The sequence below is a fragment of the Streptomyces sp. NPDC001634 genome (assembly GCF_040298185.1).
GTDB lineage: Bacteria > Actinomycetota > Actinomycetes > Streptomycetales > Streptomycetaceae > Streptomyces.
The window spans coordinates 1-13,942 of sequence record NZ_JBEOZU010000021.1 but is presented as its reverse complement, the minus strand read 5'-3'; the positions used below and the strand labels follow the sequence as shown (position 1 = coordinate 13,942).

The window sequence follows — 13,942 nt, the reverse complement described above, 5'->3', positions numbered from 1 at the left end:
ACCCGCAGCCGCCCTGCCTTTACAGGTACTGACCGGTGTTTGCCACCGTGTCGATGGAGCGTCCGGTGTCTGCGCCCTGCTTTCCGGTGATGAGGGTACGGATGTAGACGATCCGTTCGCCCTTCTTTCCGGAGATCCTGGCCCAGTCGTCCGGGTTGGTGGTGTTGGGCAGGTCCTCGTTCTCCTTGAACTCGTCCACGCATGCCTGGAGGAGGTGGGAGACCCGGAGGCCTTTCTGGTTGTGTTCGAGGAAGTCCTTGATCGCCATCTTTTTGGCGCGGCCGACAATGTTTTCGATCATGGCGCCGGAGTTGAAGTCCTTGAAGTAGAGGACTTCCTTGTCGCCGTTGGCGTAGGTGACCTCCAGGAAGCGGTTCTCCTCGGATTCGGCGTACATCTGTTCCACGGCGGTCTGGATCATGCCCTGGACGGTGGCCGACTTGTCTCCTCCGTGCTCGCCGACGTCGTCGGCGTGCAGGGGGAGGTTCTCGGTGAGGTACTTCCCGAAGATGTCCTTGGCCGCTTCGGCGTCCGGACGTTCGATCTTGATTTTCACATCGAGGCGGCCGGGCCGCAGGATCGCGGGGTCGATCATGTCCTCGCGGTTGGAGGCGCCGATGACCACCACGTTCTGCAGGCCTTCCACGCCGTCGATCTCGGCGAGCAGCTGGGGGACGATGGTGTTCTCCACGTCCGAGCTGACGCCGGATCCGCGGGTGCGGAAGAGGGATTCCATCTCGTCGAAGAAGACGATGACGGGGGTGCCCTCGCTGGCCTTCTCGCGGGCGCGCTGGAAGACGAGGCGGATCTGCCGCTCGGTCTCGCCGACGTATTTGTTCAGGAGCTCGGGGCCCTTGATGTTGAGGAAGAAGCTCTTGCCTGCGGCCTGGCCGGTGACTTCGGCGACCTTTTTGGCCAGCGAGTTGGCCACGGCCTTGGCGATGAGTGTCTTTCCGCATCCGGGGGGGCCGTACAGCAGGACGCCCTTGGGCGGCCTCAGTTCGTGCTCCTTGAACAGGTCGGGGTAGAGGTACGGGAGCTCGACCGCGTCGCGGATGGCTTCGATCTGGCCGGCGAGGCCGCCGATCTGTTCGTAGCCGATGTCGGGTACCTCTTCGAGGACGAGTTCCTCGACTTCGCTCTTGGGTACGACCTCGTAGACGTAGCCGGAGCGGGGTTCGAGCAGGAGGGCGTCGCCGGGGCGGATGGTGACGTCCAGCAGCGGCTCGGCGAGCCGTACCACCCGTTCCTCGTCGGTGTGCCCGAGCACCAGGGCGCGCTCGCCGTCCTCGAGGATTTCCTTGAGGGTGACGATGTCCCCGACCCGCTCGAATTCCATGGCCTCGACCACGTTGAGCGCCTCGTTGAGCATCACTTCCTGGCCGCGGCGGAGCTCGTCGAGCTCCACGCTGGGGCTGACGTTCACGCGGAGCTTGCGGCCGCCGGTGAAGATGTCGGCCGTGCCGTCCTCGTTCGCCTGCAGGAAGACACCGAAGCCGGCCGGTGGCTGTGCGAGCCGGTCGACCTCTTCCTTGAGGGCCACGATCTGGTCGCGGGCCTCACGGAGCGTGTTGGCGAGCCGCTCGTTCTGTGCGGACACGCCGGCCAGGTTGGTCTGCAGCTCGACGATCCGCTCTTCGAGAATCCTCGTGTGTCGCGGAGAGTCGGCGAGCTTGCGTCGCAGGACGGCGATCTCCTGCTCAAGGTAGGCGATCTGCCCGGCCGGGTCGTCGGACCCTCGTCCCGGGCGGATGCCGCGGTTCATGTCGTCGTCGTGGGCTGCCACGGTCCTCACCTCCTCCAAGGGGAGCTGGACGCTTCCAGACCCTACCTGGGTGGGTGTCGATTGAAACCCCTAGATCACAAAGACTGTCGAGGTGTGTCCGATCTTCACCCTTGCGCTCTCCCTCACGCCAGGGGAATACCCACCGAACATGATTGGGAAGCGGCCGAAGGTAGGGTCGCAGTGTTCAACACCCGTCAGAGCTGGCCCGATTCCCGGGCGGGCTCTGCGCAGGAAATGGCAGGGAGATGACCGTGCAGCAGGAGGCCGGAGTCGACGGCGAGGCGCTGGAGGTCTGGATCGATCAGGATCTGTGTACTGGGGACGGAATCTGCGCCCAGTATGCGCCGGAGGTCTTCGAGCTGGACATCGACGGGCTGGCTTATGTGAAGGGTCCGGACGACGAGCTTCTGCAGGCCAGGGGGGCCACAACGCCCGTTCTGCTGCCGCTTCTCAGGGATGTCGTCGACTCGGCGCGGGAGTGTCCCGGCGAGTGCATTCATGTACGTCGGATTTCGGACATGGTTGAGGTCTACGGACCCGACGCGGAGTGATCGTACGACCACTCCACGTCATCCGTGTCTGGTTTCTCACACCGGGTTTGCCGTCTCGACGCGTATGCGCCTCCCGGCGGTCATGCGAACGTGTGCCGGCGGTGTGGTGTGCGGGGTCACACGTTCTGTGCGCCGGAGGGCGTGGAGCGGATGAACGCGCCGCCCTTCCACTGCCATTTGGCCGGGGTCTTCACGTCGGGGCAGCAATTCGGTACGGCGGACGAGGAGTAGCCGAGGAGGGTCGCGGTGATCACCGCGTCTCTCAGTGCGAAGTCGGTGACGGTGAGGCGGTCCTTGGGGTCGACGAGGGTGGCGACCACGCGGGGCCTGGGGGTGCCGGCGGCCTGGGTGAGGACGTAGACGGCGTCGGGCGGGGTGCCCATGCTCGAGTCGCAGTGGACGAGGACGACGGTCTCGGGGCGGCCGTCGCCGTCGAGGTCGCCGGTGGCCTTCTTCTGGACGAGGAGTCTGGTCGGGCCGCAGTTGAGCGGGAAGTCGGCCTTGGCCGGGTCGGGGGGTGCCGTGGTGGCCGGGGCCGCTTTGGTTTCGGTGCGGGGCTGGGCGGCCGTCGCGGAGCCGGGGTGCAGCATGGAGGACAGGGCGATCACGCCGGAGATGGCGGTGGCGGTGGCGACCCAGTGGATGGGTCGGGTGGTGGTGTGAGCGAGTTCCGGAACGGCGGGGTGCTGCACGAGAGAGGCGTCTCCTGTGAGGGCTGTGCCGGTGGGGGTGCCCCGCATCGTGCCACACGTCACAGTGCGGGGGAACGGCGGGGTGTGCACTTCTGGCGGCGCATCAGGTTCCCTTGCGCAACCCTGTGTCAACAGCGGAGCGCCGTGGTCGAGTTCCCGGGCGTTCCCGGGAACTCGACCACGGCGCTCGTACGTTGTGCTTCGTGTGTTGAGCGGTGCGCGGGGCCGTCTCAGCGGCCGGTGCCTCCGTCGGCGTTGGGGCCGGCGTAGTCCTCGCCGTAGGCGCCCTTGGCTGGCCGGCGGCGGCGCATGGGGGGCTCGACGCCGTCGGCGAGGCGGCGGGCGGTGAGGAGGAAGCCGGTGTGGCCGATCATCCGGTGGTCGGGGCGGACGGCGAGGCCCTCGATGTGCCAGTTGCGGATCATCGTCTCCCAGGCGGTCGGCTCGTTGAAGCAGCCGATCTCGCGGATGGATTCGACGGTCCGGGCGAGCTGGGTGGTGGTGGCCACGTAGCAGCACAGGATGCCGCCGGGGACGAGTGCCTTGGAGACGGCTTCCAGGCATTCCCAGGGGGCGAGCATGTCGAGGATGACGCGGTCGACGTCGGTGTCGTTCAGGCTGTCCTGGAGGTCGCCGACGGTGAGCTGCCAGGCGGGGTGGGGGCCGCCGAAGTAGCGCTCGACGTTCGCCTGGGCGATCTCGGCGAAGTCGGCGCGGCGCTCGTAGCTGTGCAGCATGCCCTGGTCGCCGATGGCGCGCAGCAGGAAGCTGCTGAGCGAGCCGGAGCCGACGCCTGCTTCCACGACGCGTGCGCCGGGGAAGATGTCGGCGAAGGCGAGGATCTGCCCCGCGTCCTTGGGGTAGACGACGGCTGCCCCGCGGGGCATGGACAGGACGTAGTCGGGGAGCAGGGGGCGCAGCGCGAGGTAGGCGACGTTCCCGGTGGTGCGGACAACGCTGCCCTCGGGTGCGCCGATCAGTTCGTCGTGCGGGAAGGAACCCTTGTGGGTGTGGAAGTTCTTCCCCGCTTCGAGTGTGAACGTGTAGTGGCGGCCCTTGGGGTCGGTCAGCTGTACCTGGTCCCCGACCTTGAAGGGCCCGCGACGGCGGGCGGCACCGGTCGGTTCGGACATGTGACCAGCCTACCGGTCGTCGGAGGGGCCGCCGACCACGTGGAAGGGGCTCACGCGCGTGTGCGTGGTGTCAGCTGGGCCGGGCCATGGCCTTGACGAAGGCGCGTTCGACGTCCGCGGTGGACAGGACGCCGTAGATCTCTCCGGTCTCCTCGACGACCAGGTATTCGGTGGCGGGGTTGGCGCGCAGGGCGTCGAGGAGGTCCTCGCCGGCGAGCTCGGCGGAGACGCGCATGCCGTCGGTGAGTTCCTGGGCGAGTTCGCTGGCGTAGACCCAGGGGCGCCGGTGTTCGGGTACGCCGACGATGGCGGATTCGCGGACGAGGGAGAGGGGCTCGCCGTGGCCGTCGACGACGACGAGGGCGCGGGCGCCGGAGGCGTTGGCCCGGCGCAGGGCCTCGGAGAGTGAGGTGTTGGTCTCGACCGGGACGGCGCGGCGGGTGAGGGTGCGGGCGCGCAGATCGGGGAGGTGTTCGCGCAGGCGGGCCATGCGGAGGCTGTTGCCGGCGCCGGTCCAGATGATCGCGGCGAGGATGGCGGCGAGCAGGGCGTCGGTGACGGTGTCCATGCCGACGTTGTCCTCGGCGGTGGAGCCGAGGGCGCCGGACTGGGTGAGGAGGGGGAGGCCGATGAGGACGGAGACGGCGAGGGCGCGGCCGACCCAGGCGGCGGCGATGGTGCCGGTCATGGGCCTGCCGGTGATCTTCCAGACGACGGCGCGGAGCATGCGGCCGCCGTCGAGGGGCAGGCCGGGGAGCAGGTTGAAGGCGGCCACGATGAGGTTGGAGATCATGAGGCCGGCCAGCAGGACGCCGGGGACGGTGCCGGGTTCGACGGGCTGCATGGCGAGGTAGAAGATCCCGGCGAGGACGAGGGAGAGCAGTGGCCCGACGAAGGCGAGCACGAACTCCCGGCCGGGGGTTTCGGCTTCCTTCTCGATTTCGGAGACGCCGCCGAAGAACTGGAGCTGGATGCGGCGCACCGGCAGCTTGAAGCGGAGGGCGGCGACGGTGTGGGCGAGTTCGTGGATGAGGACGGAGGCGTAGAAGGCGACCGCGAAGAAGAGGGACACGAGGTAGCGGGCGGCGCCGAGTTCGGGCAGGACGCGGTCGAGCTGACCGCCGAAGACCCAGGTGATCAGGGCGGCGACGAGGAACCAGCTGGGGGCGACGTAGACGGGCACGCCGAAGGGGCGGCCCATGACGATGCCGCCTGAGGGGTCTTTGGGGCGCTGCGGGGGGCGGCCCTTGCCGGGATTGCCGGAGTGGGCATGGGTGCGGGCCATGGGGTGGCCGGCGGGTGGGGTGTCGGCGGGGTCGTGGTCGCGCGAAGGAGCGGAGGCGGTGTGCGCGTCCTTCTTGTGGGGGTGGTCGCCCTCCGGCGATGCCTCGCGCTCGCCGTGGGGCTTGGGGGTGCTACGGCCCTCGGGGTGAGCCGGTGGGGTGTCGGGGTCGTCGGTGCGGTTCTTTGCCGCAGGTTCCGCTGCTGTGGACGGGACGTCGCCGGACGTCGTGGAGCCGGCCCGCTCGCCCTGGGCCGTCGCCGACTCCTTCGTCCTCTCGTCGGACGGCGGTGCCGCGGGCTCGGCGTGCTCCTCGCGATCTGTCACGGCCTCCGGCGTCTGGTCGTACGGCGGGGTGGGCTCCGTCGGCTTCTGCCCGGGGCCTACGGCTTCGGGCCGGGCCGTGGGGGTTGCCTCGCGGTCGGTCGCCCCGTCGTTGCCGGAGCGCGGCTGTCCGCTCCCGCCGCTCTCGTCCACGATGTCCCCTCGTTAGAAGCGTCTCCCCGGCCCGGTCGTGCCGGGTGGGAGGGTCTGGGGTCGATGGTATGCGGCCGTCGCGGTGTGTTCCGCCCCGGCACCCCCTCAGTTTCCTCTGCTGTCGCACGGATCGCTCCCGTAGCGGCGGCGTCCGTGTCCCATGGCGCTCGGGGTGGGGACATCGCGGGGTCACTGTCAGTGGTGGGCCGTATGGTCTGTGGTCATGGAAACCAGCACCGACGGCGCTGCCGAGCCGTCCGCCGTGGCCGCCGCGCCCCCGGAGTCGCTGTCGCCCTCGCGCGCCAGTGACTTCATGCAGTGCCCGCTGCTCTATCGGTTCCGGGTGATCGACAAGCTGCCCGAGAAGCCGAGCGAGGCGGCGACCAGAGGCACGTTGGTGCATGCGGTGCTGGAGCGGCTCTTCGACGCGCCTGCCGCGGAGCGGACCGCCCCGCGCGCCAAGTCGCTGGTGCCCGGCCAGTGGGACCGGTTGCGGGAGAGCCGGCCGGAGGTCGTGGAGCTGTTCGCGGACGATCCGGACGGTGAGCGGCTGGCGCTGTGGCTGAGTGAGGCGGAGCGGCTCGTCGAGCGCTGGTTCACGCTGGAGGACCCGACCCGTCTGGAGCCTGCCGAGCGTGAGCTGTTCGTCGAGGCGGAGCTGGAGTCGGGGCTGAAGCTGCGCGGGATCATCGACCGTGTCGACGTGGCGCCCACGGGTGAGGTGCGGATCGTCGACTACAAGACGGGCAAGGCGCCCCGGCCCGAGTACGCCGAGGGTGCGCTGTTCCAGATGAAGTTCTACGCCCTGGTGGTGTGGCGGCTGAAGAGGGTCGTTCCGCGGCGGCTGCAACTCGTCTATCTGGGGAGCGGGGACGTGCTGACGTACGACCCCGTGCTCGCGGATCTGGAGCGCGTCGAGCGCAAGCTGCTCGCGCTGTGGGACGCGATCCGGCTCGCGACGGAGACGGGCGACTGGCGGCCGCGTCCCACCAAGCTGTGCGGCTGGTGCGACCACCAGACGTTCTGTCCGGAATTCGGCGGCACTCCCCCGCCGTATCCGCTGCCGGTGCGGGCCGCCAACGGACAGTCGGCCGGGGGCTCAGGGGACGAACCCCGGGAGACGCAGCCGCAGTCGGCGCGGGCCGCCGGTTTGCAGTCGGCCGGGGATCCGGGCGACGGCCCTCGGCAGATATAGCCGCCCCCGGTGCGGGCCGCCAACGGACAGTCGGCCGGAGATCCAGGGGACGGCGCGGCAAACGCAGCCGCCCCCAGTACAGGCCGCCGACGGGTAATCGGCCGCGGGCCCAGGGGGAACGCCCCCCGGGGCAGGCCGCCGAAGGACAGTCGGCCGGAGATCCAGGGGCTGCCCTCCAGCAGACGCAGCCGCAGTCGGTGCGGGCCGCCGACGGGCAATCGGCCGGGGTCCTGGGGGACGCCCCCCGGCAGACGCAGCCGCCCCCCGTACAGACCGCCGACGGGCGACCGGCCGACGGCCCAGGGGACGGCTCCGGGGGAACGCAGTCGCTGCCGGTCAGGGTGGTCGAGTCGGGTGGTGGCGGGCAGGGCAGAATGGGGCCGGACTAGCGAAGGAGACTTACGTGGCCATCCGCGTCCTACTGGTCGACGACCAGCCGCTGCTGCGTACGGGGTTCCGGATGATCCTGGAGGCCGAGCAGGACATCGCGGTCGTCGGCGAGGCCGGAGACGGCCTCCAGGCGCTCGACCAGGTGCGTGCTCTGCAGCCCGATGTGGTTCTGATGGACATCCGCATGCCGCGGATGGACGGGGTGGAGGCGACCCGGCAGATCACCGGGCCCGGGCGGGACGGCCCGGCCAAGGTGCTCGTGCTGACGACCTTCGACCTCGACGAGTACGTGGTGGAGGCGTTGCGGGCCGGTGCCAGCGGCTTCCTCCTCAAGGACGCTCCGGCCAACGAGTTGGTGCAGGCGATCCGGGTGGTCGCCGCGGGCGAGGCGATGCTCGCGCCGAGCATCACGCGCAGGCTGCTCGACAAGTACGCGGGGCATCTGCCCTCCGGGGACGAGCCGGTTCCGGACACGCTGCACACCCTCACCGAGCGCGAGGTGGAGGTGCTGAAGCTGGTGGCGCGCGGGCTGTCCAACGCCGAGATCGCCGCCGACCTGTTCGTCAGCGAGACGACGGTCAAGACGCACGTCGGTCACGTCCTCACCAAGCTGGGGCTGCGGGACCGGGTGCAGGCGGCGGTGTACGCGTACGAGAGCGGACTGGTGCGCCCGGGCGCGCAGTAGCTCGTCCCGCGCTCTGCGGGCCTTCTACGACCTTCACCACCCCTACGGGCTTTTTCGACGCTGAGGGCGCCCTCTTCTCCAAGGGGGCGCACTCAGCGCTCATTCGGCGCTCGTACGGTCTCGCTCGGTCGCTCAGTCCTTGCTGATCTCCCAGAAACGGAACACCGTCGAGGCATCGAGGCAGTACTCGAGCCCGTAGACGTTTTCCCGGCGCAGGGCGTACTGCTTGGCCTGCCAGACCGGGATCATCGGCACGTCCCGGGCGACGATGTCCTGGAGCTCGCCGTACTCCTTGTCGGTCGACGAACGGTCGCTCTGGGCGGCCGTCCTCGGGATGAGTTCGCCGGTGATCGTGCTGTTGGCGTAGCGGTTGTCCAGCACGTTGCCCTTGCCGAAGAACGGGGCGGTGAAGTTGTCGGGGTCCGGGTAGTCCGGCACCCAGCCCTTCACGTACACGCCGTACTTGCCCGCCGCGATGTCCTTTTCGTACTGGTCGAAGGGTACGGACTTGACGGTCGCGTCGAACATCCCGCTGTCGTTGAGCTGCTCGGCGATCGTCTTGAGTTCCTCGTCGGTGGCGGGTCCGTAGCGTGAGGGCGTGGACCACAGGGTCAGCTTCACCTTGCCGGTGATGCCCGCGGCGTGCAGCGCGGCCGCCGCCTTGGTCTTCGAGGGGCGGGCGCCGTAGGTGTCGAAGAAGGCCGTGTCGTGGGCGGTGATCCCCGCCGGGATGATCGAGTACAGCGGGGTCGCCGTGTTCTCGTACACCTTGCTGACCAGGGCGTCGCGGTCCAGAAGGTAGGCGATGGCCTTGCGGACTCCGAGCTTGCCGGTGACGGGGTCGGCCATGTTGAAGACCAGGTGCTGGACTTCGGCGCTGGAGCCCTCGACGACCTCGATGCCCTTGCCTGTGGAGGTGTTGTTGTCGATGTCGGCGATGTCTGCGGCGGCCAGACCGCGGTAGGCGACATCGACCTGGTGGTTGAGGAGGGCGTTCTTCAGGGCGGACTGGTTGCCGTGGAAGAGCTTCAGGGTGACGCCGGAGTTGTGCACCTTGGCGGTGCCCTGGTAGTTGGAGTTGACGGAGAAGACGGCCTGGTCCTTGCCGAAGGAGTCCAGCTTGTAGGGGCCGGAGCCGACCGCCGTGCCGTCCTTGCGGAGGGAGTCGGCGGGGTACTGGTTGTGGTCCACGATGGACCCGGCGCCGGAGGCTATCTTGCTGGGGAACGTGGCGTCGGCGTACTTCAGTCTGAAGACGACGGTCTTCTCGTTCGGGGTCTCCACCGAGCCGAGCATGGGGAACATGATCGCGGGACCGGCGGAGTCGTTGATCTTCAGCATACGGTCGAAGGAGAACTTGACGTCCTTCGAGGTGAGCGAGTCACCGTTGCTGAACTTCAGTCCGTCCTTGAGGGTGCACGAGTAGACCTTGGTGGCCGTGTCCGTGAACGAGCACTGCTTCGCGGCCTCCGGTTGGGGTTCCGTGCCGCCCTTGGGGAAACTCAGCAGGGACTGGAAGACGTTGTTGAACAGCAGCCAGGATCCGGGGTCGTAGCCGGAGGCAGGGTCGGTGGCCAGGACATCGTCGGACATCCCCATCACGATGGAGGAGCCGCTGCCTCCGGAGTCGCCGGCCGAGGTGCCGCATCCGGTGAGCAAACCGGCCGCCAGCCCCGTCGCGACGGACAGGACCGGCCACTGGGTGCGCTTGTTCACGTGTATGTGCCTTGTCTTGGATTCTCGGTGGCCCGAACTGCGGTGCGGGACAGGGCCGTACGGGAGCCTTCGGATCGTACCGCGGACAAGGCGAAGGCCCCCGGGCCGGTCGGAAACCGGGGGCCTTCAGGAGTTGCGCGTCAGCTGCCGACGCCGCGGCTGAGCTCCCACAGCTGCAGCGTGGAGGAGGAGTTCATCGCGTACTCGCTGCCGGTGATGTTGTCCCGGGTGGCGACGTACTGCTTGCCCTGCCACAGCGGGAGGATCGGCACGTCGTCGGCGACTATGTCCTGGATGTCGGTGAGGCTCTTGGACGCGGTGAGCCGGTCGGCCTCGCGCCGGGACTGCGGGATCAGGCTGTTGCGGATCTCGCTGTTGGCGTAGGGCAGCTTGAGGAAGTTGTCCTTGTCGAGGAACGGCGCGAGGTAGTTGTCGGCGTCCGGGAAGTCCGGGAACCAGCCCATGCCCCACACGTCGTACTGGCCCTTGCGCTCGGCCGGGACGAACTGCTCCCAGGGTGCGCCCTGGACGCTGACGTCGAACAGCCCGCTGTCGTTGAGCTGCTGCTTCAGCACCTCGAACTCCTTGGCGGTGGCCGAGCCGTAGTGGTCGGTCGTGTAGTGCAGCGTCAGCTTCACCGGGGTACTGATGTTCGCCCTGCTGAGCAGCGTACGGGCCTTGGCCACGCTCGGGTCGCCGTACTTGTTGAAGAACGAGTTGGAGTGGCCGGTGATGGTGGCCGGGACCAGCGAGTACAGCGGCTGGGCCTCGGTGCCGTACACCTTGGAGACCAGTGCGCCGCGGTCGATGATCTGCGCCATCGCCTGGCGGACGGCCTGGCTCTTCACCGACGTGGCGTCGGTGTTGAAGGCCAGGTAGCGGATTTCGAGGCCCGGCATCTCGACCAGGTTGATGTTGCCGCTCGCGTTGTTGTTCTGGAGCTTGCGGATCTGGTCCGGGGACATCGAGCGGGTCATGACGTCGATGTCGCCCTTGTCGAGGGCGGTGCCCATGCTGTCGGCGTCCTTGAAGGACTCCAGCACGACCTTGTCGTTCTTCGGGTTGAGCAGACCCTTGTAGTTGGGGTTCTTGGTGAAGGTGGCCTTCACCATCTCGTTGTTCTGGACCTCGGCCTGCAGCGTGTACGGGCCGGAGCCGTCGACCGAGAAGCCGTTGCGGAGCTTGTTCTTCTCGTAGTCCTTGGGGTTGACGATGCCCGCGACCGGCGTCGACAGCTTGAACGGGAAGGTGGCGTCGGCGGTCTTGAGATGGAAGATGACTTCGTTGTCACCCTGCGTCTCAACGGTGTCGATGGTGGACAGCAGGGCGAAGACACCACTGTCGGCCTTGATGGCGCGGGCGCGGTCGATGGAGAACTTCACATCGTTCGCGGTCACGGGGTCGCCGTTGGAGAACTTGAGGTCCTTGCGCAGCTTGCAGGCGTAGCGCTCGTTGCCGGTGTCGGTGAAGCCGCAGCTCTCGGCGGCCTCGGGCTCGGGCTCACCGTCACCGCGGGGCTGGACCATCAGCGTCTGCACGGTCTGCCGGAGGATGTTCCAGGTGCCGACGTCGTACGCGTACGCCGGGTCGACGGGCGCGGGGGCGTCGCTGGAGGCGGTGAACCGGTCGGTGGTACCGACGACGATGGCGTCACCGCTCTTGCCCCCAGTGGTGGACCCGCCGCAGGCGGCGAGGACGGGGGTGAGCAGACCTGCGACGGCCGGCAGCACCAAAGTCTTGCGGTTCATGCTCGAGTTTCTCCAGAGCTGTCGGGTCCGTGTATCCGGCAAACATGGGTGGTGTGGCGGATCACGGGGATGTGGCGATGTTCTCGCGATGAGATTAGTCCGCACCTGCATGAGGGCTCACAGGTAGCGGAGTTGAGTTCCCATCACGCTGTGAAACCGGTTGTGAACGCACCGAATAACCGGTCAGGGAAGGATTCGTGCAGCGTTCCATCAATCGGGACACAAGGGCACGCCAGGGTCACCCGAATGGGGTGGAACAGCACGCGCCGGGCCCGCTGTCGAGACCCTTTGGCGTGGTGAACGTCACACGCTCAACTCTGCTGGGGAGTACCGGAATTCGGGCAGGTGCCCGGGTATTAATTCATTCCGTTGGACACTCCGCGGTATTCCGTCCATTCATGGTGCACGCTGGGTGAAGGCCTAGCGCATTTCCGTCATCAAACCACGCAGAAATGGCAGGTCCACCTCTTCCAGTGAGGTCACGACGGTGCGGCCCGCGGCGGGTGCGATAGGGGCGACGGACGGTACGGCGACCACGCGGCAGCCCGCGGCCTCGGCGGCCGCGACACCGGTGGCCGTGTCCTCGATGACCGCGCACCGGGCGGGGTCCGCGTCGAGGCCCCTGGCCGCCAGCAGATACGGGTCCGGGAACGGCTTGGTGCGCTCCACCTCGTCGCCTGCGACGGTCAGGGCGAAGTACTGGGGGCCGACCGAGGCCAGGATGCGGTCGATGATGCGCCGGTGCGAGGCGGAGACCAGGGCGGTGGGGATTTCGTGCGCCGCGAGTTCGGCGAGCAGTCGTGCGGCGCCCGGCATCAGCGGCAGTCTGCCGTCGATGCGGTCCTCGAACCCGTCGTTGAGCAGCACACTGAGCTCGTCGAGGGTGATGTCGGCGCCGGTGGCCTCGATCAGGAACCCCGCGCTGCGCGTCATGGGGCCGCCGACCACGACATGGCGCCATGAATCGTCGAGCGTGTGGCCGAGGGCGGCGAAGACCTCGACCTCGACGTCCCACCAGAACCCCTCGGTGTCCACGAGCGTTCCGTCCATGTCGAGGAGCACGGCCTGCAGGGCTGAGCCTTCGGCCGTACGGGTTCCAAGCGCGGGAACCGTGGTCGTCATCCGGCGCACCTCCTTGAAGGGACGACCAGGCCGGTTCCCTGACAGGGAACCGGCCTGCGATGGACCGACCAGTGTACGACTCTCGTGGGCAAAGTGCCCCCCGATACGAGAGCGCCACGCCACTGGGGCCAGCGGGTAGGGCGGAAGGGCGGTTTCGTGGCGACGGGTGCGGCCGGCCCTCCGCCGCTTTCGGGTACGAGGGGATGGCCCCGGGGCGCGCCAGGGGTGGCCCAGCGTCGGCGCACGAGGAGGCGCCCAGCCGTCGGCGTGCGCGGGCGCGCCACTGTGTGCGCTCCCGGTCCGGGTCGCCACGGGTGCGATCCCCGCCATGGGTCGGGGGTACGCCACCGCCCGCCTCCCCGCCGCCGGACCGGCGCGAGCCGGGCTGCCGTAGGGGCTCTCAGCGCCGGCCCGGCACAGGCGCGCCACCGCAGCCTCTGGGTGTCCTCGCTCGGTGGACGGCCACGGGAGCCTCCCGTCACCTGCGCTGACGCACCGCCGCAGGCCTCCCCGCCGTAGGCCAGGCACAAGCGTGCCACCACACAGACTCCCGGCCCCGCCCTCGCGCGATCGCGCCACCGCACGGGTTCTCAGAGCCGGCCCGGCACGGGCATGCCACCGTACGGGCTCCCAACCCCGCCCCGGCACAGGCCTGCCACCACACAGACTCCCGGCCCCGCCCTCGCGCAATTGCGCCACCGCACGGGCTCCCGTCACCTGCCCGGGCGCCACCGCATGCTCCCGCCGCACGACCGGCACCGGCGCGCCTTCGTGCGGCCTCCGTGAAGGGGCTTCGGGGTGCGGTGCGCTGCCCCTGCCCGTGCTACCGCGCGTTGAAGTACTTGGCCTCCGGGTGGTGGATCACGATCGCGTCCGTGGACTGTTCCGGGTGGAGCTGGAACTCCTCGGAGAGGTGGACGCCGATCCGTTCCGGTTCGAGGAGGCGGGCGATCTTGGCGCGGTCCTCCAGGTCGGGGCAGGCGCCGTAGCCGAGCGAGAAGCGGGCGCCGCGGTACTTGAGGGCGAACATGTCCTCGATGACCGACGGGTCCTCACCGGCGAAGCCCAGCTCCGAGCGCACGCGCGCGTGCCAGTACTCGGCGAGTGCCTCGGCCAACTGCACGGACAGGCCGTGCAGTTCGAGGTAGTCGCGGTAGGAGTTCGA

General features: G+C 68.8%; 11 protein-coding genes. 3 read left to right on the top strand and 8 right to left on the bottom strand.

The annotated features are described in order from the left end of the window. Positions 1-19: 19 nt before the first annotated feature. Entirely contained in the window at positions 20-1,786 is a 1,767-nt protein-coding gene (gene arc / locus ABT186_RS16055) for a proteasome ATPase (protein ID WP_351237186.1), read from the bottom strand. 245 nt (positions 1,787-2,031) lie between these two features. Here arc and ABT186_RS16050 point away from each other — a divergent pair, with 245 nt between their 5' ends. Then, entirely contained in the window at positions 2,032-2,337 is a 306-nt protein-coding gene (locus tag ABT186_RS16050; protein WP_351237188.1) for a ferredoxin, read from the top strand. Between the two features lie 116 nt (positions 2,338-2,453). On the opposite strand, the gene ABT186_RS16045 is transcribed toward ABT186_RS16050, so the two are convergent. The 3 genes from ABT186_RS16045 to ABT186_RS16035 form a co-directional block, all read right to left on the bottom strand. Further along, positions 2,454-3,029, bottom strand: a complete 576-nt coding sequence (locus ABT186_RS16045) for a hypothetical protein (RefSeq protein ID WP_351237190.1) — start codon at positions 3,027-3,029, stop codon at positions 2,454-2,456. Positions 3,030-3,259: 230 nt separating this feature from the next. Beyond that, positions 3,260-4,162, bottom strand: a complete 903-nt coding sequence (locus ABT186_RS16040; RefSeq protein ID WP_351925495.1) for a tRNA (adenine-N1)-methyltransferase — start codon at positions 4,160-4,162, stop codon at positions 3,260-3,262. 70 nt (positions 4,163-4,232) lie between these two features. Further along, positions 4,233-5,921 carry a site-2 protease family protein gene (locus ABT186_RS16035; protein ID WP_351925493.1) on the bottom strand — a complete coding sequence of 563 codons (1,689 nt, stop codon included), beginning with the start codon at positions 5,919-5,921 and terminating at the stop codon, positions 4,233-4,235. Positions 5,922-6,144: 223 nt separating this feature from the next. Here ABT186_RS16035 and ABT186_RS16030 point away from each other — a divergent pair, with 223 nt between their 5' ends. Beyond that, positions 6,145-7,116, top strand: a complete 972-nt coding sequence (locus ABT186_RS16030; protein ID WP_351236379.1) for a RecB family exonuclease — start codon at positions 6,145-6,147, stop codon at positions 7,114-7,116. 403 nt (positions 7,117-7,519) lie between these two features. Beyond that, entirely contained in the window at positions 7,520-8,191 is a 672-nt protein-coding gene (locus ABT186_RS16025) for a response regulator (protein WP_016639462.1), read from the top strand. Positions 8,192-8,323: 132 nt separating this feature from the next. Here the strand turns inward: ABT186_RS16025 and ABT186_RS16020 are convergent, their stop codons facing one another. From ABT186_RS16020 to ABT186_RS16005, 4 genes are all read right to left on the bottom strand, one after another. Continuing rightward, positions 8,324-9,907, bottom strand: a complete 1,584-nt coding sequence (locus tag ABT186_RS16020; protein WP_351925492.1) for an ABC transporter substrate-binding protein — start codon at positions 9,905-9,907, stop codon at positions 8,324-8,326. 140 nt (positions 9,908-10,047) lie between these two features. Beyond that, the gene (locus ABT186_RS16015; RefSeq protein ID WP_351236376.1) at positions 10,048-11,655 is read right to left on the bottom strand and encodes an ABC transporter substrate-binding protein; all 1,608 of its coding nucleotides are present in this window, start codon (positions 11,653-11,655) and stop codon (positions 10,048-10,050) included. A gap of 420 nt (positions 11,656-12,075) precedes the next feature. Further along, on the bottom strand, positions 12,076-12,777 hold the full coding sequence (locus tag ABT186_RS16010) for an HAD family hydrolase (protein ID WP_351236374.1): 702 nt from the start codon (positions 12,775-12,777) through the stop codon (positions 12,076-12,078). Positions 12,778-13,600: 823 nt separating this feature from the next. Next, the coding region (locus ABT186_RS16005; RefSeq protein ID WP_351925490.1) for a vitamin B12 dependent-methionine synthase activation domain-containing protein at positions 13,601-13,942 on the bottom strand (342 nt) is incomplete at its 5' end.

Coding starts and splice junctions, on each gene's coding strand:
- ABT186_RS16050 (WP_351237188.1), top strand. CDS start 2,032: ATGACCGTGCAGCAGGAGGCCGGAGTCGACGGCGAGGCGCTGGAGGTC.
- ABT186_RS16040 (WP_351925495.1), bottom strand. CDS start 4,162: ATGTCCGAACCGACCGGTGCCGCCCGCCGTCGCGGGCCCTTCAAGGTC.
- ABT186_RS16030 (WP_351236379.1), top strand. CDS start 6,145: ATGGAAACCAGCACCGACGGCGCTGCCGAGCCGTCCGCCGTGGCCGCC.
- ABT186_RS16015 (WP_351236376.1), bottom strand. CDS start 11,655: ATGAACCGCAAGACTTTGGTGCTGCCGGCCGTCGCAGGTCTGCTCACC.
- ABT186_RS16010 (WP_351236374.1), bottom strand. CDS start 12,777: ATGACGACCACGGTTCCCGCGCTTGGAACCCGTACGGCCGAAGGCTCA.